A 22575-nucleotide genomic window follows, 5' to 3' on the forward strand; every position below is an offset into this window, starting at 1 on the left:
AATGGATGCATATTAGCATATGGCAAGCGATTTAGGTATATCAATCAGCGTTTCCGCCGTTGTCGGCGGAGCTTTGTCAGGGTTGATCCATATCGGCAAGGCGATGGATACGCTGAAAACGACGACCAATACCCTGTCCGAACGTCAGAAGGAACTGGGCAGGGTATTGGAGCGGAACAAAGACCGTTTGGGCGTATCGTCTGCCAAACAGCTATGGCAGGAATACGACAAAATCGGCAATTCCGTCGCCAAACTGACCCGCCAATATGAAAAGCTCAATGCCGTCCGCGCCCAAAGGGCAGCCGTCAGCAGCCAATGGACAGACATCAAAGGGCAATGGCAGGGTGCGCTTGCCGCCGCAGGTACATTAATTTTGCCTGTCAAAGCCTCGATTGAATTTGAATCGGCAATGGCTGATGTCAAAAAGGTGGTTAATTTCGATACGCCGCAGCAATTTAAGGAAATGGAACGGGACATTTTGAAAATGACCCGCAAGATTCCGATGGCGGGCAAGGACATTGCCGCCATCGTTGCCGCAGGCGGACAGTCAGGAGTCGCCCGCGAAAACCTGACGGGTTTTGCCGAAGATGCCGCCAAGATGGGCGTGGCATTCGATATGGCGGCGGGACAGGCGGGCGAATCTATGGCAACGTTGTCCAACGTATTGCAGATACCCATTCCCAAAATCGGCATATTGGGAGATGCCGTCAACCATCTTTCGGACAATGCGAACTCGAAGGCGGCGGATATTGTCAACGTCCTGACCCGCGTCGGCAGCGACATCAGGCAGTTGGGCATGACGGAAAACCAAGGTGCGGCATGGGGCAGCACCTTTTTGAGTATGGGCAAAGCCCCCGAACTGGCGGCGCAGGCGATGAAGGGCATGATTACTTCGATGTCGGTCATGAAGGCGGGCGGTGCGAAAAAAGAGCTGGCAGAGCTAGGATTGACGACCAAGGAATTTGCCGCCGCTATGGACAAAGATGCCAACGGTGCGATGCTCAACCTGTTGGCTCGGGTCAAGCAGTTGCCGAAGGCGGAACAGTTCCCCATGCTGCTGAAGATGTTCGGCAGGAACTATGCCGACGATGCCATGATGTTGGCAAACAATGTCGGCGAATACAACCGCCAACTGGCATTGCTGGAAGAACGCGATGCTTCAGGCAATTTGAAATATCTCGGGTCGATGCAGCGCGAGTTTGCCAATCGTTCGCAGACGTCTGCGAACCAAATCCAAATTTTCAAAAACGGGATTTCGGAACTCGGAATCCGTTTGGGCTCGATTGTTTTGCCTGCCGTAAATGATTTTTTAAGCAAATGCATCAAGCTGACAAACATGATTTCTGACTGGTCGGAAAAACATCCCATATTGACGAAAGGCATTATCGGTACGGCCGCTTCGCTGCTGGCTTTTAAAGTCGGGATGTTTGGCGCGATGGTCGTTGCCAACCGGTCGCGTGCTGCTTATTTGGGAATGAAGGGAGCGGTTTTATCGCTACGGTCTGCCATTGTACTGACCCATACTGTGATGCAAGGCGGAATGGGACTGCATGATGTGCCGGGCCGGTTAGGAAAACTCATACGTGCTTTGGCGGCAGCAAGAACCGCCATGCTCGGTTTCAGCCTGTCGTCGCTGACGGCGATGTGGCCGCTGGTTTTGGCCGTCGGCGCACTTGCCCTGGTCGGATGGACAATTTACAAGGCTTGGAACCCGATTAAGGCTTTTTTTGCCGGACTGTGGGATGGGCTGTTGAAAGGCTTGAAACCGTTAAAACCTGCTTTTGATGCTCTGGTTTCTGCACTGTCGGATGCTTGGGACGGCATTTATAACGCTATTTCCCCGGTTGTAGATGCCATTTCGTCTGTCTTGGGCGGATTGTGGGATACGGTCAAGCCTTTTATTCAGCCGCTATTGGATTTCTTTGGAGATTTTTTCAGCACCACGCAAATTGCCGAAGGCGGAGCGCGCAGCTTCGGCGAATCGCTAGGCTTGTGGATAGGCGAGAAAATCACAGCGGTCGCCGGTTGGGTCGGCGACAAAATCGCCGAAATGAAAACCGCCTTTGACGGCGGGTTGAAAGGCATACTTGGCCTGATTCTCAACTGGTCGCCCATTGGCGCGTTCTATTCGGCCTTTGCCGCCGTACTGTCTTGGTTCGGCGTGCAGTTGCCATCCAGCTTCACACAGTTCGGTGCAAACATCATCCAAGGGTTGTGGAACGGCCTGAAGTCCAAATTCGAGTCGGTCAAGGCATGGCTTGCCGAAAAGGCGGCATCGCTCAAACAGACTTTTGCCGGCGTGATGGGCATCCATTCGCCCAGCCGCGTGTTCCGCCGCTTTGGCGGATGGATGATGGATGGCCTGCAAATCGGTTTGGACGGGAGTGCGGCTCGTCCGATTGCCTCTATAGCCGATACGGCAGGCCGTCTGAAAAGCGGTTTTACCGACCATATGGGCGCGCTGGCGGCACGGTTGTCTGCGGGCGGCGAGGCATTTGCGTCTGCACGCAATACTCAGGCGGCGGGCGGGATGACCATCAATTACAACCCGACCATCAACGCGCCGGGCGGTAATCCTCAGCAGATTGAGGCTGCGCTGCAGATGGGCTTGCGTGAATTCGAAGCAATGTTCCGCCGCATGATGGACGACAAGGCACGGAGGGCTTATTGATGTATGCGATGTTGGGTGATGTGAGATTTGAGCTTTTAAACAGCTTCACATCGCTTGAGGCGGAACATTCGGCGAACTTTGCCAAGCATGAGGTCTTAAAAGGCCGTCCGCGCCTGCAGGCCTTGCAAAACGAACTGACGACGTTGCGTTTCTCTCTCAAGCTGCATTGGCGGCTGGGTAATCCCGACACGGCTTATAAGGGTCTGCTGTCGGCTTTGGAGGCGCAGCAGGCAGTGTCTTTGGTTTACGGCAGCGGCCGTTTTGCCGGATGGTTTGTGCTTGAGCGGCTGACGGAGCGCACGTTGATTCAGGACGCGCAAGGTCGGACGGCGGCGCGGGAATTGGATGTGGAGCTGACCCAGTTTGTCGGCGACCCGAATAATCCCCTGCCTACGCCCGCAGTCAAGTCGGGCAGGCAAAATCCGCTCCTGTCCTTATTGCCGGAGAGCGTTCGGGCGCAGGCATCGGATGTAGTGAGGGCGGTCGAAAAAGGTATCAAGGTCTACCGCGCTGCGGAATCGGGCATAGCCGATATGCAGAACCTGATACGCGCGGCTAAAGATTTGAAAAACGACCCGTCAGGGACATTAAACCTGTTGGGGGACGCACTCAATGTCGGTGGCAGCACTTTAGGAAGGCTCAATACCTTGCCGGAAGTAACGGCGGTTTTCGGCGACCTGAAAGGCGCGGCAGAATTTGCGGCACAGGCCGGACAAGCGGCCAACCGGCTGGGCGGAGCCGTCGGCGCATTGCGGGCAGGTTATGAGGGCGGTTCGGTAGGAAGTTGGTTGGATGCAGTGGAAAACGGCGTAGCCGAAGCATCGGATGCGCTGGCAAACGGCTCTGCCGCCGCCCAGGCTTTGACCGGCTATCTTGCGGCAAGAAAGGATAAATGATGAGTGCGGTCATACGCTACACCACCCAAGACGGCGACCGATGGGATTTGATTGCGCACAAGCATTACGGCAACGCACTGTTGATTGACGGTCTGATTGCGGCCAATCCGCACTTGCCTTTGGCGGAGGAGTTCGTGAGCGGGCTGACGGTATTTGTCCCCGTTTTGGAAACCAAACCGAAAAATAACCAAGAGGAGCTGCCGCCGTGGATGCGTTAAGTGCGTTTTTGAAGCTGAAGGGCTTGGACGGCGGCAATACCCATCCGGTTACCATGCCCGATTTCGTCCTGTCTTACGAAGACAAAGATATAACGGCAGATGTTGCGCCTTATCTGATTTCGTTCAGCTATACCGATTATCTTGAGGGGCAGTCGGACGAATTGCAGGTCGATTTTGAGGATACGGACGGCCGCTGGCTGAGTAACTGGTATCCCGAACAGGGCGATGCTTTGTCTTTGAGCCTGGGTAACCAATTTACCGGGCCGGTGTCTTTCGGCAAATTTGAGATTGCCGAAATCGAATACAACCGCCCGCCGTCGACGGTCAGCCTGAAGGCTTTATCGACGGGCATTACCAAGTCGAACCGCACCCTGCGCGGCAAGGCGTATGAAAACACGACTCTGGCCGCCATTGTCCGTCAGATTGCAGGCCGTCTGAAATTGGAAATCACAGTGACGGTTAAAGATATCCCCATCAAACGCGTTACCCAGTATCAGGAGCGCGATGTCGAGTTTTTGGCGCGGCTGGCGAAGGAATACGGACACAGCTTTAAAATCGTCGGCAAGAAACTGGTGTTTACCGACAACGACGCGCTCAAACAGCGTCCTGCCGTTGCCGTCCTGAAACCCGAGGACATCATCCGTGTCCGCCTGCGCGATTTGATTAAGGGCGTGCCGTCCAAAGTAGATGTCAAAGGCTACGACCCGAAAAACAAGAAAACGGTCTCGGTAAGCCGAAAAAGCAAGCCCAAGCGAGGCAAAGCCAAACACGGCAGCACGGGCGATACATTGCGTATCGTGCCGAATAAGGGTGAGAGTACCGCCCAATTAAATGCCAGGGCAGATGCCAAATTGGCAGATGCGCAGGACGACCAATGCGCGGGCACGGTTACACTGGTCGGCAATGCGCTGTTGGCGGCAGGCCAAACGGTACGGCTGAAAGGATTCGGCAAGTTTTCGGGCAAATATCTGGTCAAGCAGTCGCGGCATGACTTTTCGCGCAGCGGCGGCTATACGACGGAAATCGAAATCAAGATGACGGAATATGTTTCTGAAGAGGAGCAAGGCAGTGCAAACCCATGATTTTACGGCAACGATGCAATTTGGTACGGTATCGGCAGTCGATGAGGCATCCCACAGTTTGCGGGTAAAAATCCCCGTACTCGACGACATGGAAACCGATTGGCTGCCGATGGCAACACCGGCGGCGGGCGGCAACCGTTTTTACAGCCTGCCCGATGTGGGCGAACTGGTTGTCTGCCTGCTGGATGTGCGCGGCGAAAACGGCTGCATCATCGGCGCGATTTACAATGCCGCCGACAAGCCGCCGGTATCCGACCAAAACAAATGGGTCAAACGGTTTACCAACGGCACGGTCATCTCGCACGACCGGGGCAGCGGCGAAGTCGTTGTGGAAACGCCGGGCAAGGTTAAAATCAAAGCGGCGCAGAAAGTGGACATCCAATCGCCGGAAACAGAAATTACGGGCAATGCGACGGTAAACGGGCTGTTGACCTATACCGCGGGTTTGGCAGCAGGCAATGCCGGCGGCGGCGAGGCGGCGAAGATTACGGGTAACGTCATCATTGACGGCGAACTTATCGTCAACGGCATCAATATCGGCAAGCACATCCATGACGGCGATTCCGGAGGGCAAACCGGCGAACCGAAAAATCATTAAGCCGCATTAAAAGGCGTTTCAGACGGCCTTCTCTACAATCCCTGTATCTATCAGCGATACAGGGATTTTTTGATGTTCTACGCCGCACCTATCTCGAAACACTGGCAGCTCGCGCCCGAAGGCTCGGGCGTGGTTCAGGGCGAGAACGACATAGATCAGTGTATCCGCAATATTTTATCGACCCGCAAAGGTGCGGACGTTACCCGTCCTGATTTCGGCTCCAACCATTACAAATGGCTGGACACGCCGGAAGACGTGTTTGTCCCCAATATCGTGCGCGAAACCGTGCTGGCCATACAGACCTGGGAGAAGCGGGCAGTGGTTGAGGACATTATTTTCGACGGTGCTGTACCGCATCTGACTATGACGGTTTATTGGCGGATCGCCGATAAGGCGGCAGGCGAGGTTTATACGACAGACATCAGATTGGAGCAGGCGGCATGGATTTGAGCAAAATTAAGCGTGAAGAGCTTAAGGCAGTTTCAGACGACCTTACCGAGATTTTGGCACAGACCATTGCCGACTATGAGGCAAAAAGCGGCAAAACCCTGCAACCCGCCCACATCGAGCGTCTGATTATCAATACCTATGCTTACCGCGAAATGTTGACCCGTAAAGCCTTGAACGAAGCCTACCGCCAGCAGCACCCGCGTTTTGCAACGGGGTTGATGTTGGATTTGTGCGGCGATGATGTGAACACGCCGCGCCTTGAGGCATCGGCCGCCCGCTGCACCGTCCGCTTTACCCTTGCAGCTTCCCACAGCGAACCCGTCGTCATCTCGCAAAGTACGCAGATTGCCGCAGGTGCGACCGTGTTTCAGACGGCATCGGAAGGCACGCTCTCACCAGCCGGCCGAACTTTGGATTTAGAGGCTGTCTGCACGCAGACAGGTGTGTCCGGCAATGGTTTTGCCGCAGGACAAATCAATACCTTGGTCAGTCCTATTGACGGCGTATCTGCCGCCAATATCGAAGTATCGGCAGGCGGTGCGGACGAAGAGTCGGACGATGCTTATCGGCAACGCATCCTGCTCGCCCCGGAAAGTTTCAGCGTGGCGGGGCCTGTCGGCGCATACGAATACTTTGCACGACGTGTCAATCCTGTCATTTGCGACGTTCATGTCGGCAACCTGAAAACGGCAGGCGGCGAGCCGGTCGGCGGCCGGGTACGGGTAACGGTGCTGACTAAAAACGGACTACCGTCTCCCGAACTCATCGGCGAAGTGCAGAGGGCTTTGTCTGACGAACGTGTCCGCCCGCTTTGCGACACGGTAAGCGTTGCCGCCCCTTCTGTTATCGATTACACGCTGGATGCGGAACTCACGCTGTTCACGGGTACGAATCCTGCCGAAGTATCGGCGGCAGTAAAACTGGCTTGGACGAATTATGAAGCATCCCGCCGCGGAAAACTGGGCGCGGACATCGTGCCGCTGGACATTCAGACGGCATTGAAGGCGGCCGGCGTATACAACGTCGTTTTAAAGTCGCCCGCGCTGACCGTCGTCCAACCCGACCAATGGGCAAGATGCACTTCCGTCAATATCCGCATCTCGCCTGAAACGGCGGAGGGTTAGCAATGGCAAAACTCTCCTACGCATCCGTTATCGAACACGACCGACGTTACAAAATGTTGGCGGATTTAGGCTTGAGAATAAATGAGGTCGATGCGGTCAGACTACTGCCGAGGTTGGTAGATTTGGTTGCTCCGGAACACTTGGCGCTGCTGGCGGAGGGTCGCAGCATTTTAGGTGCGGACAGCTACTGGTTAGCTGAAAGCGACCAGACGCGCCGCAAGCTGATTAAGGGCGCGTACCAGCTGCACCGTATGAAAGGCACGCCGTGGGCAATACGCGAAATCGTACGGCGGCTCGGTTTCGGAGAAGTCGAAATCACCGAAGGCTTGGGCAATAAGGAACACAACGGCGAAATCAGGCGGGACGGAACCTACGCGCACGGACGGTCCGACCACTGGGCGCATTACCGTATCACCATGAACGGCGTGCTAACCAACGATCAGGCGGCTTTGCTGCGGCATACCCTGCAAGCCTTTGCGCCTGCCCGATGCGTATTGGCGGCATTGGATTACCGGCACGCCGCCGTCCGGCATAACGGACGGGCATCGAGAGACGGAACATTTAACCGAGGAACTGCATAATGGCAAATTTGAACGAAACAGCACAATGGGAAACAGGCATTTACCAATTAGAAACCTCCGACCCCGTGATGGGCGGGCCGGACGGCATCGACAACCGTCAGGCAAAACAATTGGCCAACCGCACCCTTTGGCTCAAAAACCAAACCGAAGCCCTTCAGACGGAATCGGAAGGCAAAGTCTCCCTCACCGGCGACCAAACCGTCAACGGCCAAAAAACCTTTACCGCCCAAACCCAATTCCAAAGCGGCATCCATTTGTCCGCCAACCAAACGCACTGGAACGGCGGCTACAAAGCCTACATCGGCGCGGATGCCGACAACGCCCACATCGTCTTCGGCGACGACACCCTGCGCCTGCACGGCGCAAACAACCGCATTTCCTACAACAACCACGACATCTTCCACAAAGCCAACAAACCGCGTTTTGCCGAAGACATCGAAGGCAAGCCGAACACACTGTCCGGATACGGCATCGGCAATTTCAAAGTAGAAACATTCCGGGGCGATTTGAACACCCTCAAAACAGACGGCATCTATTCCCTGCCGACGGCGGTCGGCAGCTCCAACCTGCCCGTTGAAAACACCGCCTGCCATATCCAAGTCATCGCCGGAACGCAACCCGGCTGGTGCAGGCAGTTGGGCTATCCCGCCTACACGTCCGACGTGTACGAACGCCACCAGGTCAGCAGCGAAAACGACGACTGGAGCGCGTGGAAAAAACTCAATTCAGACGGCATCCCCGTCGGCGCGATCGTATCCTTTCCCAAAGCCGTCCGAAACCCCGCAGGCTATTTGCGGGCAGACGGCACGACCTTTGCGCAAAACACCTTCCCCGACCTTTACCGCGCCTTGGGCAACAGCAACCGCCTGCCTGATTTAAGCCGTACCGACATCGGCATCACCGCGTGGTTTCCGTCCGACCAAATCCCGACCGGCTGGCTGGCGTTTGACGACATCCGCACGCGCGTAACCGAAACCGCTTATCCCGAACTCTACCGCCTGCTGGTTGCCAAATACGGAAGCATCCGAAACGTCCCGCAGGCGGAAGACCGCTTTATCCGCAACGCCGCCAACGGCTTGGCAGTCGGAACGAAGCAGGGGGACGCAATCCGCAACATTACCGGCAAAATCGACAGCGGCAACCGAAGCAACGAGCAACTCTTCGACACCGCCATCCCCGAGGGCGCGTTCGGCATCGACAAAGCCCGGAAAAATTGGACATACGACGGAGACGGCAGCGGCAACGACCGCCCGTCCGCCATCACATTCGACGCATCCCGCGTCGTCCCCACCGCCGACGAAAACCGCCCCAAAGCACTGGTTTTAAAACTGTGCATCAAAGCCGCCGACACCTTGGGCGAAGCCGTGTTCTGGATAAAGTCCCACGGCGAAACCGTTAATGCCGGCGCGCTGGACGCGGGCACGCTGGCGCAAGGTTTGCAAGACAAAGCCGACCGCGCCCACACCCACACCGCCGCCCAAATCCAAGGGCTGGACGAAAAAATCAGCGCGGCGGTGGGCGGCATCTTCGGCAACTCGGCTGCCGCGACAGGCTGGCAAAAACTGCCCGGCGGCATCCTCATCCAATGGGGCAAAAACAACATAAACGGCGTGCACAGAAGCAACACCGTCTACTTCCCCGTTTCCTTCGGCGAAGTATGGAGCATCAGCACCGCCACGCATACGCCGAACAGCAGTTTTTACGGCAATATGGCGGCGGGCGTAACCATCCGCAATTATTCGGAAAACAACCTCGTCATCGACTACCATTCCTGCTATGAAACCGCAGGCGGCAGCGGCGTGTCCGTCTCTTGGATCGCCATCGGCAAAGCCGGTACGGGAAACGCCGCCAGCCCCCCGACAGTCCCCGGAATCGATGAAGAAACGCTAAGGGGAATTAATGAAGACGCGCTAAATGAAATCAGAAGCCTCGCCGCCCGCGGCTTCCGATAACGCCGCCGCCGATCCCTTCAAACGGCATTGCCGACCCGCCGCCAATCCGTAACACCGACCCGAAAGGAAAACCAATGACCATTTACTACAAAGACCGCGCCTTTTACGACTGCGACACCCCCGACCAAGCCCCCGAGGGCGCGCGCCCCATTACGCCCGAACAACACGCCGGGCTGCTCGCCGCCCTCAATTCCGGCTGCATCGTGTCCGACGATTTGACCGTTTCCCCGCCGCGCCCGTCCGAATACCACAAATGGGACGGCGGCAGCTGGGTGCTGACACCTGCCGCCAAAAAGAAAATGCTGCAAGAAGCGAAGTCTGAAAAACTGGCCGAAGTCAACCGCGCCGCGCAATCCTATATCAACCGTGCGGCGGGCTTGGACAAAGTGCCCGAATTTGAGGTGGCGACTTGGACAACGCAGGCATTTGAGGCGAAGGTATGGCATGCCGACCAGAATGCTGCAACGCCGACGCTTGACGCCATTGCCGCTTCTCGAGGCGTGCCGATCGATGCTTTAAGGCAAAAAGCTTATGAAAAAACACTCAAATTTGAGCGGTTGACCGCTTATGTGGCAGGCTTGAGGCAGGTGGCGGAAGACAAAATCAACGCCGCGGCCAATCTTGATGAACTGACTGATATATCGCTCGTCATCGACCTGAAAGCCGAGGCTGAATGATGGCGGAGGTTTATCTGGCACTTTACAAAGGAAAGGCGTGCGGAATACGTGCGAGGTTTGAGGATTGGCTGATACGTACTGTAACTCGCAGTCAGTACAGTCACTGCGAAATCGCCGTGCGGCTCCCTACATACTGCGCCTCTTCTTATGCCTGTTATTCCGCCAGTGGGCGCGACGGCGGCGTACGTATGAAAGTGATGCCGCTGCCGTCTGACAAGTGGGATTTAATTCCGCTGCCGCCATCCGCGCACAGTTCGGTCGTCTGCCTATATGCTCAGACACGCGGTTGCCGTTACGACTGGATGGGGGCAGTTGGGACGGTATTCCGTCTGACTCAGAGTAAAAACCGTTGGTTCTGTAGCGAGTTTTGTGCGACGGTAATGGGAATAACCGAAGGTTGGCGGTTCTCGCCCGGGGATTTGGCAGCAATGTTCCGGAGGGAGGCTGTATGACACCCTTTCAATTTTGTCAGACCCAAATCGACGAATGGATGAGGGTCGGCAGATACGCATCGGAAACCGGCGATCTTGCCCTGTTTGAGCGGGCGGAAAAAGAAATTGCCAATTATCAAATGATCCAGAAACGCTATGCAACTGATGGAAATAACATCAATAAAGGAGGATAAAAAATATTAAAGTGGGACGGCGACGTACCGGTGCCGGAACACCGGTACGCCAGCCAAGCAGACTAGTTATCTGCAACTGGTAAAACAAAAGCGACGGTTATCGTCGCTTTTATAAAAGTGCAAGGGAGTTGCAAATAATGCAATAAATTGCCAAAGTTTTTTCTCAGAAAATGCCGAGATTTTTCTCGGTGCGCTTCACCTGATCCAACTTCAATAGCGGGAAACGGTCGATGTGTTTGGCAATCATGGCTTGGGCGGTTTGCCGGAAGAAGGTGCTCATGGAAAATCCCCTAAATGTCTTGGTGGGAATTTAGGGGATTTTGGGGAATTTTGCAAAGGTCTCTTCTTGGCAACGGCGTTTTTACGAACACACCGTGCGCGACGAAACGGATTTGCAGCATTGCGCGGACTACATCCATTCCAATCTTATCAAACAAAAAATGTCGCGTGCTAAAACAGAATCCTGCAAAAAATAATATCAGTCTTTTCAAATGCGATACTTATCCATTCCCGGACTTCAAACAAGGCGTGTGCAACCTGACTTACGGGTTTGCTCCTGTTTGACCGATAAATATTCTGACTACCTCAAAGGGCAAAAAATAATGTGGGTATGTTGAGGCTGCCTCTTTTTGAAATGACAAACAAAATGCCGTCTGAAACCTGATTTCCGGTTTCAGACGGCATTTGATGTTCAATCAGTTGTCAAACCTGATTATGCCAAACCTTTTGCTTTCAACACTTCCAGCATGGTAGTGCCCAACTCGGCAGGGCTGCGGGTGTAAGCGATACCGGCTTTTTCAAACGCGGCGAATTTTTCTTCGGCAGTACCTTTACCGCCGGAGATAATCGCACCGGCGTGACCCATGCGTTTGCCTTTAGGAGCGGTAACACCAGCGATATAACCTACAACAGGTTTGGTTACGTTGGATTGGATGTATTCGGCTGCTTCTTCTTCCGCAGTACCGCCGATTTCACCGATCATGATGATGGCGTCGGTATCTGGGTCTTCTTGGAAGAGTTTCAGTGCGTCGATTTGGTTCATACCAGGAATCGGGTCGCCGCCGATACCGATACAGGTTGATTGACCCAAGCCCAGTTTGGTGGTTTGTGCCACGGCTTCGTAAGTCAATGTACCGGAACGGGAAATAATACCGATGCGGCCCGGAGTGTGGATGTGGCCCGGCATAATGCCGATTTTGCACTCACCCGGAGTAATCACGCCTGGGCAGTTAGGGCCGACCAAGCGGGTACCGTTGCCGTTGGTTTCCAAGTAGCGTTTGGCTTTGAGCATGTCCAGAGTCGGAACGCCTTCGGTAATCACAACGACCAAGCCTACGCCTGAATCAACGGCTTCAACGATAGAATCCAAAACAAACGGAGCTGGAACGTAAATTACAGATGCGTCCGCGCCGGTTTCTTTAACGGCTTCTTTCATGGTGTTGAATACAGGCAGGTTCAGGTGGGTTTGACCGCCTTTGCCTGGGGTAACGCCGCCGACAACTTTAGTGCCGTAAGCCAGAGCTTGTTCGGAGTGGAAAGTACCGTTTTTACCGGTGAAACCTTGAACCAATACTTTGGTGTCTTTATTAATCAATACGCTCATTCTTTTCTCCTTAGGCGTTTACGGCTGCAACAATTTTTTCGGCTGCGTCATTCAGGCCGTCTGCAGAAGTCAGTTTCAGACCTGATTCGTTCAGGATTTTCGCGCCGAGTTCGGCGTTGTTACCTTCCAAACGAACAACAACAGGAACGTTGACGTTGATTTCTTTAACGGCTGCCACGATGGCTTCCGCAATCATGTCGCAACGTACGATACCGCCGAAGATGTTGATCAATACGCCTTTAACGGATTTGTCTTCCAGAATCAGTTTGAACGCTTCAACCACGCGGTCTTTGGTTGCGCCGCCACCAACGTCCAAGAAGTTGGCAGGTTGGCCGCCTTTGAGTTTGATGATGTCCATAGTGGCCATCGCCAAACCGGCACCGTTCACCATACAGCCGATGTTGCCTTCCAGGGCAACATAGTTCAGGTCGAATTCGGAAGCTTTCAGCTCACGTTCGTTTTCTTGAGATTTGTCGCGCAAAGCGGCAATTTTCGGCAGGCGGTAGAGCGCGTTACTGTCGATACCGATTTTGCCGTCCACACAGGCCAAGTCGCCGTTTTCGCGAACTGCCAATGGGTTTACTTCAAACAGGGCGAAGTCGTTTTCGACAAACGCTTTGTACGCGCCGGTCATCAGTTTGACGAACTCGTTGATTTGTTTGTCTTTCAAGCCCAGTTGGAAGGCAACTTCGCGAGCTTGGCAAGGTTGCAGGCCGACCAGCGGATCAACGGTTACTTTGAAGATTTTTTCTGGAGTTTCGGCAGCAACTTTTTCGATTTCCACGCCGCCTTCGGTAGAAGCCATGAATGTAACGCGGCGGGTAGAACGGTCAACCACTGCGCCCAAGTACAGCTCGGTTTGAACCGGATACATGTCTTCGCAAACCAAAACGCTGTTGACAGGTTGGCCGTTGGCATCGGTTTGGTAAGTTACCAAGTTGGTGCCAATCAGGCTTTCAGCCACTTCTTTAGCTTCTTCGCGGCTTTTAACGACTTTTACGCCGCCCGCTTTACCGCGGCCGCCGGCGTGTACTTGTGCTTTGACAACAGCGAATTTGCCGCCCAATTTGTCGTAAGCTGCAGCGGCTTCTTCGCCGTTGTGTGCCAAAATACCGCCTTGTACGGGCAAACCGTAGCTAGCCAGCAGTTCTTTAGCCTGATACTCGTGTAAATTCATGGATTTCTCCTTTAGATTAGTGGAATGCCCCGAGTTTGCCTCCAAATGGCAAGCCCGTGCGTTTCAGACTACCTTTCGGCGGTCGGAAAATCGTCGTTTCACTTGCTGAAAGGCAACCACATCCGCGCCAGCAGATACATGGTTGCGCCGCCTCCTCCGAGAATAAAAAAGACAATGCCTTTTTTACGCGAATTCGGGCAGAGCAGGTAAACGGCAAGGCTGAAACTGATAAACAACAATGCCACGCGCCAAACCAATTCTTTATCTTTGAAACGGTTGAGCGTATAAGTTTCGGTCATCATCACATACATCTGCCACAATGCGGCCATACACATGCTGATGATACCCATCGGTATAAAGAAAATACCGACTATTTCTTTATTCATAATGAATGTAAATGCTGTTTGTTTGCCTGACGGAATTATAAATCAGAAAACGAAGCTCTCGGAACATTCAATTGTCGGAGGCCTTAAGGCCGTCTGAAAAGTTTCAGACGTCCTTAATGTCTATCAACCGTGCAAAGCGCGTTTGTCGGCCGCCAATGCAGCTTCGTGAACCACTTCGGACAAGGTCGGGTGGGCATGGATAATGCGGGCGATGTCTTCGCTGCTGGCGAAGAATTCGAGCGCAGTCACGCCTTCGGTAACCAATTCGCTGACAACCGGGCCGATCATGTGTACGCCCAAGATGCGGTCGGTTTTGGCATCTGCCAATACTTTAACCGTACCTTTGGCTTTGCCCATGGCCAATGCGCGACCGTTGGCGCCGAAACCTGAAGTACCTTTTTTGTACTCCACGCCTTCGGCTTTGAGCTGCTCTTCGGTTTTACCCACCCAAGCGATTTCAGGGTCGGTGTAAATAACAAACGGTACGTTGTTGAAGTCGATATGCGGTTTTTGACCGGCAATGCGCTCGGCAACGGCAACGCCTTCATCGCTGGCTTTGTGTGCCAACATCGGGCCGCGAACCACGTCGCCGATTGCCCATACGTTAGGCAGGTTGGTACGGCATTCGCCATCTACTTTGATAAAGCCGCGCTCGTCTTTTTCCAAGCCTACGGCTTCGGCGTTCAGGCCTTTGGTGTTTGGAATACGGCCGATGGCAACGATCAGTTTGTCGAATACTTCGGTTTTGGCTTCGCCGGCAGCAGTTTCGTAAGCAACGGAAACGCCTTTGCCTTCAGATTTGATGTCGCCGATTTTCACGCCCAATTCAATGTTCAAGCCTTGCTCTTTGGTGAAGTATTTGAAGGCTTCTTTGGCGATTTGTTGGTCGGCGGCAGCCAGGAAGGTCGGCGCAGCTTCAAGAATGGTAACTTCTGCACCCACGCGGTTCCATACGGAACCCATTTCCAAACCAATCACGCCGGAACCGATCACGCCGAGTTTGGCAGGCACTTCGGTCAGGTTCAATGCGCCTTCGTTGTCCAATACGTTCACATTGTCGATAGCGACTTGTGGCAGCGGACGCGGTACGGAACCGGTGGCTACGATGACGTGTTTGGCTTCGATAACGGTTTTCTCGCCTTTGTTATCGACTTCGATTTGGTAAGCATCGCCGTTTTTACCGGCAAAGGAAGCAGTACCGAACAGGCTGGTTACTTTGTTTTTTTGGAACAGGAATTTCACGCCGCCGGTCAGTTTGGTCACGATGGCATCTTTGCGCTCAATCATTTTGGCCGCGTCGAATTTTACGTCGCCGACAGTGATACCGTGTTCGGTAAAATCGTGCTGCGCAGCGTGGAAATGTTCGCTGGATTGCAACAGGGCTTTGGAAGGGATACAGCCTACATTTAAGCAAGTACCGCCCAATGCAGGGGCATTGCCAGCTTTGTTAACGCCTGCGTCGACGCAAGCGGTTTTGAAACCCAGTTGCGCGGCACGGATGGCGGCAACGTATCCGCCCGGGCCTGCACCAATCACTACTACATCATATTGAGACATCGTGTCATCCTTTACTTTTGGCAGTATCTCAAAATAAAAACGATACTTTTTGTTTCTTTTTTATTTTGAATGACTGCGTTTTGATGGTTTTAAGAAAAGACCGTCTGAAAGTCCATATCTGCCGATTCATTCGAATCAAATGTTTCAGACGGCCTCAATCGTTTGTTGAGCCTATTGTAGCACGATACTACATTACGCTACATCTAAATAAAAATTCAGACGACCTTTTCATTAACAAATAAAAGGCCGTCTGAAACGATTACAGATCCAACAACAGGCGGGCCGGGTCTTCCAACGCGTCTTTAATGGCTACCAAGGTCAATACAGCTTCGCGTCCGTCGATGATACGGTGGTCGTAAGACAGAGCCAGATACATCATTGGACGGACAACAACTTGACCGTTTTCAACCACAGCGCGCTCTTTAGTGGCGTGCATACCCAAAATCGCAGATTGAGGCGGGTTGATGATCGGGGTAGACATCATAGAACCGAAAGTACCGCCGTTGGTAATACTGAATGTACCGCCGGTCAGATCTTCGATAGCGATTTTGCCGTCTTTGGCTTTTTTCGCGTAATCAACAATTGCTTGTTCGATGTCGGCAATGCTCATTTGGTCGGCATCGCGCAGAATTGGTACAACCAAACCGCGTGGGCTGCCAATTGCGATACCGATATCGAAGTAGCCGTGGTACACGATGTCTTTGCCGTCAACAGAAGCATTCACAACCGGGTATTTTTTCAGGGCGGCAACAGCGGCTTTAACGAAGAAGGACATAAAGCCCAGTTTCACGCCGTGTTCTTTCTCGAATTTTTCTTTGTACTTCGCACGCAAGTCCATGATTGGTTTCATGTTGACTTCGTTGAATGTAGTCAGAATGGCGTTTTCTTGTTGAGAAGCCAAGAGGCGTTCTGCAACACGGGCACGCAGGCGGCTCATCGGTACGCGTTCTTCAGGACGTGCGCCGGCAGGAAGTGCAACGGCAGGAGCAGCGGCTGCGGCAGGTTTGGCAGCGGCATTTTGTACGTCTTCTTTCAATACGCGACCGTCACGGCCGGAACCTTGCAATGCGTTCACGTCAACACCGGTCTCGGCAGCCAGTTTGGCGGCGGCAGGCATAGCGGCGTTGTTTTGTGCAGCTGCAGGAGCTGCAGCCGGGGCTGCTTCGGCAGGAGCGGCGGCAGGTGCTTCAGCAGCAGCGGTAGCAGCGGTATCGATACGAGCCAAAACTTGGTCGGCAACAACGGTTTCACCGTCTTGCGCTACGATTTCAACCAATACGCCGGCTTGTGGAGAAGGTACTTCCAAAACCACTTTGTCCGTTTCGATATCGATCAGGATTTCGTCACGGGCAACTGCTTCGCCAACTTTTTTCTTCCATTCCAAGAGCGTGCCTTCAGATACGCTTTCAGACAGCATAGGTACTTTTACATCAATAATCATTTTGTGTCTCCAATGGCCCTTTCAGACGGCCTGTTGTGTGTTTTTAATTCTGCATATGGGCATTCCGCCTGAGCAGCCTCAGACGGAATGCCGCTAGGCTTACAACGCCAAAGCGTCTTCAACCAATTGTTTCAATTGAGCAATGTGTTTGCTTGAGTAGCCCACTGCAGGCGATGCGCTGCTTGGACGACCGGCATAAGACAGTTTTTGCTCTTCGCTGATAACGCCTTCGATGCGGTGGCGGATTTGGTAGAACGCACCTTGGTTTTTCGGCTCTTCTTGCGCCCAAACCACAGATTTTGCGTTCGGATATTTCGCCAGTTCAGCTTTAACCTCTTCATATGGGAACGGATACAGCTGCTCAACGCGAACAATCGCAACATCATCTTCCAGTTTACGCTCGGCACGACCGGCTTCCAAGTCATAGTAAACCTGACCGGCACACAATACCACACGTTTCACGCTGTCGTTGCTTGCGCGTTCGGCGGTATCACCGATAACCGGACGGAAAGTCGAACCTTCTGTGAAGTTTTCCAGCGGGCTCATTGCACCTTTGAAGCGCAACAGGCGTTTGGACATGAAAATCACCAGCGGTTTGCGGTATGAACCCAAGACTTGACGTTGCAAGAGGTGGAACATTTGCGACGCTTCAGACGGCATGATGACTTGCATATTGTTCTCAGAACACAGTTGCAACCAACGTTCTACGCGCGCAGAAGAGTGCTCAGGGCCTTGACCGTCGTAGCCGTGCGGCAGGATGGTGGTCAGACCGCACAAGCGACCCCACTTGGTTTCGCCTGAAGACAGGAATTGGTCAATAGTCACTTGCGCGCCGTTGGCGAAGTCACCGAATTGAGCTTCCCAAATGGTCAGTTTGTCAGGTGCGGAGCAGGCAAAGCCGTACTCGAACGCCATCACGGCTTCTTCATTCAAAATGGAGTCGATAACCAGGAACTCGCCCATGCCTTCGCCCATATGGCGCAGAGGAACATAAGTACCGTCGTCCCATTTTTCACGTTTTTGATCGTGCAGAACGGCATGACGGTGTGAGAATGTACCGCGGCCGGAGTCCTCACCGGAGATACGCACGCCATGACCTTTGGTTACAAGGCTTGCGTATGCCAAGGTTTCGGCCATACCCCAGTCGATGGCTTGTTTGCCGGATGCCATGGCTTTGCGCGCTTCAATCACACGTTTCGCAGTCGGATGCAGGGCAAAGCCTTCCGGTACGGCGGTAAATTTCTCGGTAAGACGCTCAATATCTGCGGCAGGCAAACCGGTTTCGATGTGTTCGCGCCAATCTTTGCCTTGGTATTTGCTCCAGTCGATTTGTGTGCGTTGGAAATTGCTCAACGTTGTTTGCTCGACGTGTTCGCCTTTGTCCAAAGCATCACGATAGGCTTGAATGTAACCGTCAGCCTCAGCTTGGGTTACCACGCCTTCGGCAATCAGTTGCTCGGTGTACAAAGCACGCGCACCTGGGTGTTGCGATACTTTTTTGTACATCATCGGTTGGGTCAGGGTCGGATCATCGCCCTCGTTGTGGCCCCATTTACGGTAGCAGACAACGTCGATCACGATGTCTTTATGGAATTTTTTGCGGTAATCCAAAGCGGCTTGGATGGCAAAGCAAACGCGCTCAGGATCATCGCCGTTGACGTGGATAACCGGGGCGGAAACCATTTTCGCAATATCGGTACAGTGTACGGTTGAACGGGTATCGCGGATATCGGAAGTGGTAAAGCCGATTTGGTTGTTGATGACGATGTGAACCGTACCGCCGGTGGTATAACCGCGCGTTTTAGACAGGTTGAATGTCGCTTGGTTGACACCCAAACCGATAAATGCGGAGTCGCCGTGAATCAATACGGGCAAGACTTTATCGCGGCCGTTTTCGCCCAAACGTTTTTGCTTGGCGCGTGCAGAACCTTCCACTACCGGATTGACGATTTCCAAGTGTGACGGGTTGAACGCCAAAGAAACGTGCATCGGACCGTGCGGCGTGGCAATATCGGAGCTGAAGCCCATATGGTATTTCACATCGCCGCTGGGCAGTTTGATTTCGGCACGGCCTTCAAATTCGGCGAACAAATCGCCGGGTTTTTTGCCCAAAATGTTAACTAAAACATTCAGACGGCCTCGGTGCGCCATACCGATGATGACTTCTTCCACGCCGTCCTTACCGGCGTTTTGAATCAGGTAGTTCAAACCGGCAATCGCGCTTTCGCCGCCTTCTACGCCGAAACGTTTCTGACCGACGTATTTGGTATGCAGGTAGCGTTCCAAAGTTTCGGCAGCAGTCATTTCTTTCAAAATACGGCGTTTTTGATCGGCATTGTAGTTCGGTGTGGACAATACGCTTTCAAAATAATTGCGTACCCAACGACGCTCTTCGGTATTGGGAATATAGATATATTCCAATGCGATGTGGCCGCAGTAGGTTTGTTTGAGGTTGCTGATGATTTGGGATAAAGGCAGTTTGCCCCGATTGGCAAAATCGCCCTCGCCCATATTGAATTGGAGCGCCATATCGGCATCAGACAGGCCATGGAATTTCGGATCGAGGGCTTCAATGTCGCGCGGCGGGATACGTTTGAGCGGATCAAGTTTGGCTGCACCCACGCCTTGTATACGATAAGCAGAAATCAGCCGTAAAACGCTGACTTGCTTTTTCAGCATTGCCTCATCCGCACCGCCCGCAACGGCAGATGCGATTTTCTTTTTCGCCAAAGAAACAAATGATTCGCGAATCGGTGTGTGTGCGACATCGACAGCAACCGTCCCCGGCTGTTTGCTCAAATCGGTGAAATACTGCTTCCATTTTTCATCCACCGCATCGGGGTTTTCCAAAAAAGCCTCGTACAATTCCTCAATGTAAGGTGCGTTCGAACCGAACAGGTAAGAGAAATTGAGTTTTTCGTCCATCATGGCGTGCGCTCTTTTCTTTAAAATATAAACAAAGGGTAGAAGTCCGCGTCCTGACGGCTGAACTGATGCCGTCTGAAAAGACATTTTATTCTACCCTATTTTAAACCGGATTGCCTGTATTGATTTCATCCGACTACAATCAAATGTGTACAGAAAGCAATCCGATTCTCTAATATTGCCTGTTTGACAATATATTAATGTATGTTACCTCTCTCCTGCCGGCACATAATCGCGGCGTTCCGAACCGGTATAAAGCTGGCGCGGACGACCGATTTTCAGCGAAGGATCGCTGATCATCTCGTGCCAGTGCGAAATCCAACCTACGCTGCGCGACAGGGCGAAGATGACGGTAAACATTTCGGTCGGGATGCCCAGCGCGGACAGGACGATGCCGGAATAGAAATCGACGTTTGGATACAGCTTGCGTTCGATAAAGAACGGGTCTTTCAGTGCAATTTGTTCCAATTCCATCGCCAGTTTGAATTTCGGACTGTCTTCCAAACCCAATTCTTTCAAAACTTCATAGCAGGTTTCGCGCATAATGCTGGCACGCGGATCCATGTTGCGGTACACGCGGTGACCGAAGCCCATCAGACGGTATTTGCGCTGTTTCACACCTTCCATGTACGCGGCAACATTAGACACATCGCCGATTTCGTCCAACATTTTCAACACGGCTTCGTTCGCACCGCCGTGCGAAGCACCCCACAGGCAGGCGATACCGGCGGCAATACAGGCAAACGGATTCGCACCGGAAGACCCTGCCAAACGGACGGTTGAAGTTGAGGCGTTTTGCTCGTGATCGGCATGTAAAATAAAGATGCGGTCGAGCGCGCGTGCCAAAACAGGATTGGGTTTGTAGTCTTCACACGGTGTGGCGAACATCATGTGAAGGAAGTTTTCAGAGTAAGAGAGATTATTTTTCGGATAATTGAACGGCAAACCGTTAGAATAGCGGTAACACATTGCCGCGATTGTCGGAATTTTGGAAATCAGACGGTAAATTGCGATTTTTCGGTGTTCGGGATTGGTAATGTCCAAGCTGTCTTGGTAGAACGCAGACAGTGCGCCGACCACGCCGACCATCATCGCCATCGGATGCGCGTCACGTCGGAAACCACGGAAGAACCAAGTCAGCTGTTCATGTACCATCGTATGGCGGCTGACAGTGGTATCAAATTCTTTTTTCTGCTCAGCTGTAGGCAGTTCGCCGTAAATCAACAGATAGCAAACTTCCAAATAATCGGATTTTTTGGCCAGCTGCTCGATAGGATAACCACGGTAATACAACAGACCTTCATCACCATCAATATAAGTGATTTTGGATTCGCAACTTGCAGTTGACACGAATCCGGGGTCGAATGAAAACAGACCTGTATTTTTAGTCAACGTACGGATATCAACCACATCATGGCCGATACTTGCTTCCAATACCGGCAGCTCCAAAGCCTCTTGAGTTGAGGTAATAAGTTTGACAGATTTAGACATTCTTAAAACTCCTTTGTAAGTTGGGGCTTTCGTTGCCGCATAAGCGGCACGGTCTTTTTTCAGACGGCCTCCGTATGGAAAGGGCTTTTCGGATCGGTATCGCAAACAAGCCCTATAATACATTATGCCTGTCTGATTTTTTCAAGCATCGGGATAAGGTGCCCTTTGTCCGTTTCCGAATGCCCGTTAATCAAGGCAAGCAATTCTTGATCCTGAAATTCAAGGATTTCGGAAAACTCGGACAGCTCTTTATCGCTCAAATGCTCGAATTCTTTTTCCATAAACCTGCCGAAGATTAAATCTAATTCCAACAATCCCCGGCGGGTTTGAAAACGGATTTTCCGTTTGGCAATATCGTCAAAAACCATCATTTCTTAAACGGCTCGTTTCAACATAATCTCTTTAATCTTACCGATGGCTCGGGTCGGATTCAAGTGTTTGGGACATACGTCTACGCAGTTCATAATGGTGTGGCAACGGAACAAACGGTATGGGTCGTTCAGATTATCCAAACGCTCATTAGTGATGGTATCACGGCTATCCGCAATGAAACGGTAAGCATTCAGCAAACCAGACGGACCAACGAATTTATCAGGATTCCACCAGAATGACGGGCAGGCAGTCGAACAGCAGGCGCACAAAATACATTCGTACAAACCGTCTAACTCTTTACGCTCTTCCTGAGTTTGCAGGCGCTCTTTGTCGGCATCGATCGGATTGTCGTTGACGACGTAAGGTTTGATGGAGTGGTATTGTTTGAAGAACTGGGTCATGTCCACAATCAGGTCGCGGATAACAGGCAGGCCGGGCAGCGGGCGGATTTTCACAGGCTGTTTCAGGCTGCGTAAATCGGTCAGACACGCCAAACCGTTTTTGCCGTTGATGTTCATACCGTCCGAACCGCAAATACCTTCACGGCAGGAACGGCGGAAAGACAGGGTATCGTCTTGCGCTTTCAGACGCACCAGCGCGTCCAAAAGTTTCACGTCGGTAGGTTCTAGTTCCAACTCGTAACGTTGCATATATGGTTTGGCATCAACGTCCGGATTGTAACGGTAAATTTCAAAACTCATTTTTTCCATGAGAAGTGTTCCTTTCTCATAAACTGTTCAATAATTTTG

General features: G+C 52.7%; 21 protein-coding genes and 1 pseudogene. 13 read left to right on the forward strand and 9 right to left on the reverse strand.

The window, feature by feature from the left end; genetic code table 11:
• Nucleotides 1–19: 19 nt before the first annotated feature.
• From RDY34_RS01985 to RDY34_RS02050, 13 genes and pseudogenes are all read left to right on the forward strand, one after another.
• Nucleotides 20–2671 carry a phage tail tape measure protein gene (locus RDY34_RS01985; RefSeq protein ID WP_308074302.1) on the forward strand — a complete coding sequence of 884 codons (2652 nt, stop codon included), beginning with the start codon at nt 20–22 and terminating at the stop codon, nt 2669–2671.
• Nucleotides 2671–3567, forward strand: coding sequence for a phage tail protein (locus RDY34_RS01990; RefSeq protein WP_308074303.1), 897 nt, complete (start codon nt 2671–2673; stop codon nt 3565–3567). Before RDY34_RS01985 ends, RDY34_RS01990 begins: the two co-directional genes overlap by 1 nt.
• Nucleotides 3564–3785: a tail protein X gene (locus RDY34_RS01995; RefSeq protein ID WP_048816091.1), complete on the forward strand. Its 222-nt coding sequence runs from the start codon at nt 3564–3566 to the stop codon at nt 3783–3785. The genes RDY34_RS01990 and RDY34_RS01995 overlap by 4 nt, the downstream gene beginning before the upstream one ends.
• Nucleotides 3773–4867, forward strand: a complete 1095-nt coding sequence (locus tag RDY34_RS02000; RefSeq protein WP_308074304.1) for a phage late control D family protein — start codon at nt 3773–3775, stop codon at nt 4865–4867. The genes RDY34_RS01995 and RDY34_RS02000 overlap by 13 nt, the downstream gene beginning before the upstream one ends.
• A complete protein-coding gene (locus RDY34_RS02005) occupies nt 4830–5465 on the forward strand; it encodes a phage baseplate assembly protein V (protein ID WP_061704844.1) in 636 nt (211 codons plus the stop codon). Before RDY34_RS02000 ends, RDY34_RS02005 begins: the two co-directional genes overlap by 38 nt.
• Before the next feature lie 72 nt (nt 5466–5537).
• Nucleotides 5538–5915: a GPW/gp25 family protein gene (locus RDY34_RS02010; RefSeq protein ID WP_308074305.1), complete on the forward strand. Its 378-nt coding sequence runs from the start codon at nt 5538–5540 to the stop codon at nt 5913–5915.
• A complete protein-coding gene (locus RDY34_RS02015) occupies nt 5906–7039 on the forward strand; it encodes a baseplate assembly protein (protein ID WP_308074306.1) in 1134 nt (377 codons plus the stop codon). The genes RDY34_RS02010 and RDY34_RS02015 overlap by 10 nt, the downstream gene beginning before the upstream one ends.
• 2 nt (nt 7040–7041) lie before the next feature.
• Nucleotides 7042–7620, forward strand: a complete 579-nt coding sequence (locus RDY34_RS02020; protein WP_003753438.1) for a phage tail protein — start codon at nt 7042–7044, stop codon at nt 7618–7620.
• Entirely contained in the window at nt 7620–9572 is a 1953-nt protein-coding gene (locus tag RDY34_RS02025; protein WP_308072913.1) for a pyocin knob domain-containing protein, read from the forward strand. Before RDY34_RS02020 ends, RDY34_RS02025 begins: the two co-directional genes overlap by 1 nt.
• Before the next feature lie 74 nt (nt 9573–9646).
• Nucleotides 9647–10249: a hypothetical protein gene (locus RDY34_RS02030; RefSeq protein ID WP_003753436.1), complete on the forward strand. Its 603-nt coding sequence runs from the start codon at nt 9647–9649 to the stop codon at nt 10247–10249.
• Nucleotides 10249–10701 carry a hypothetical protein gene (locus RDY34_RS02035; RefSeq protein ID WP_025456866.1) on the forward strand — a complete coding sequence of 151 codons (453 nt, stop codon included), beginning with the start codon at nt 10249–10251 and terminating at the stop codon, nt 10699–10701. The genes RDY34_RS02030 and RDY34_RS02035 overlap by 1 nt, the downstream gene beginning before the upstream one ends.
• Nucleotides 10698–10874 (forward strand): hypothetical protein, encoded by a 177-nt coding sequence (locus RDY34_RS02040; RefSeq protein ID WP_003753432.1) that lies wholly within the window; start codon nt 10698–10700, stop codon nt 10872–10874. Before RDY34_RS02035 ends, RDY34_RS02040 begins: the two co-directional genes overlap by 4 nt.
• A 347-nt stretch (nt 10875–11221) precedes the next feature.
• Nucleotides 11222–11350, forward strand: a pseudogene (locus RDY34_RS02050) (REP-associated tyrosine transposase); the annotation flags it as partial.
• Nucleotides 11351–11586: 236 nt separating this feature from the next.
• On the opposite strand, the gene sucD reads toward RDY34_RS02050, so the two are convergent.
• The 9 genes from sucD to RDY34_RS02095 all read right to left on the reverse strand — a co-directional run bounded on the left by sucD (nt 11587) and on the right by RDY34_RS02095 (nt 22536).
• Nucleotides 11587–12477: a succinate--CoA ligase subunit alpha gene (gene sucD, locus RDY34_RS02055; protein ID WP_002221113.1), complete on the reverse strand. Its 891-nt coding sequence runs from the start codon at nt 12475–12477 to the stop codon at nt 11587–11589.
• 10 nt (nt 12478–12487) lie between these two features.
• Nucleotides 12488–13654 (reverse strand): ADP-forming succinate--CoA ligase subunit beta, encoded by a 1167-nt coding sequence (gene sucC, locus RDY34_RS02060; protein WP_049352726.1) that lies wholly within the window; start codon nt 13652–13654, stop codon nt 12488–12490.
• A 98-nt stretch (nt 13655–13752) separates the two neighbouring features.
• The gene (locus tag RDY34_RS02065; RefSeq protein WP_004519272.1) at nt 13753–14040 is read right to left on the reverse strand and encodes a hypothetical protein; all 288 of its coding nucleotides are present in this window, start codon (nt 14038–14040) and stop codon (nt 13753–13755) included.
• A gap of 123 nt (nt 14041–14163) precedes the next feature.
• The gene (lpdA, locus tag RDY34_RS02070) at nt 14164–15597 is read right to left on the reverse strand and encodes a dihydrolipoyl dehydrogenase (RefSeq protein ID WP_308074307.1); all 1434 of its coding nucleotides are present in this window, start codon (nt 15595–15597) and stop codon (nt 14164–14166) included.
• Between the two features lie 259 nt (nt 15598–15856).
• Complete coding sequence (gene odhB, locus RDY34_RS02075; protein ID WP_002217383.1) at nt 15857–17038, reverse strand: 2-oxoglutarate dehydrogenase complex dihydrolipoyllysine-residue succinyltransferase; 1182 nt, start codon at nt 17036–17038, stop codon at nt 15857–15859.
• 99 nt (nt 17039–17137) lie between these two features.
• Nucleotides 17138–19966, reverse strand: coding sequence for a 2-oxoglutarate dehydrogenase E1 component (locus RDY34_RS02080; protein ID WP_308074308.1), 2829 nt, complete (start codon nt 19964–19966; stop codon nt 17138–17140).
• A gap of 204 nt (nt 19967–20170) precedes the next feature.
• Entirely contained in the window at nt 20171–21454 is a 1284-nt protein-coding gene (gltA, locus tag RDY34_RS02085; protein ID WP_308184447.1) for a citrate synthase, read from the reverse strand.
• A 122-nt stretch (nt 21455–21576) separates the two neighbouring features.
• A complete protein-coding gene (locus RDY34_RS02090; RefSeq protein WP_250314032.1) occupies nt 21577–21825 on the reverse strand; it encodes an FAD assembly factor SdhE in 249 nt (82 codons plus the stop codon).
• Nucleotides 21826–21828: 3 nt separating this feature from the next.
• Nucleotides 21829–22536 carry a succinate dehydrogenase iron-sulfur subunit gene (locus RDY34_RS02095; protein ID WP_003678833.1) on the reverse strand — a complete coding sequence of 236 codons (708 nt, stop codon included), beginning with the start codon at nt 22534–22536 and terminating at the stop codon, nt 21829–21831.
• Nucleotides 22537–22575 lie beyond the last annotated feature (39 nt).

This window comes from Neisseria polysaccharea, from assembly GCF_963392925.1.
Taxonomy (GTDB): Bacteria; Pseudomonadota; Gammaproteobacteria; order Burkholderiales; family Neisseriaceae; genus Neisseria; species Neisseria polysaccharea.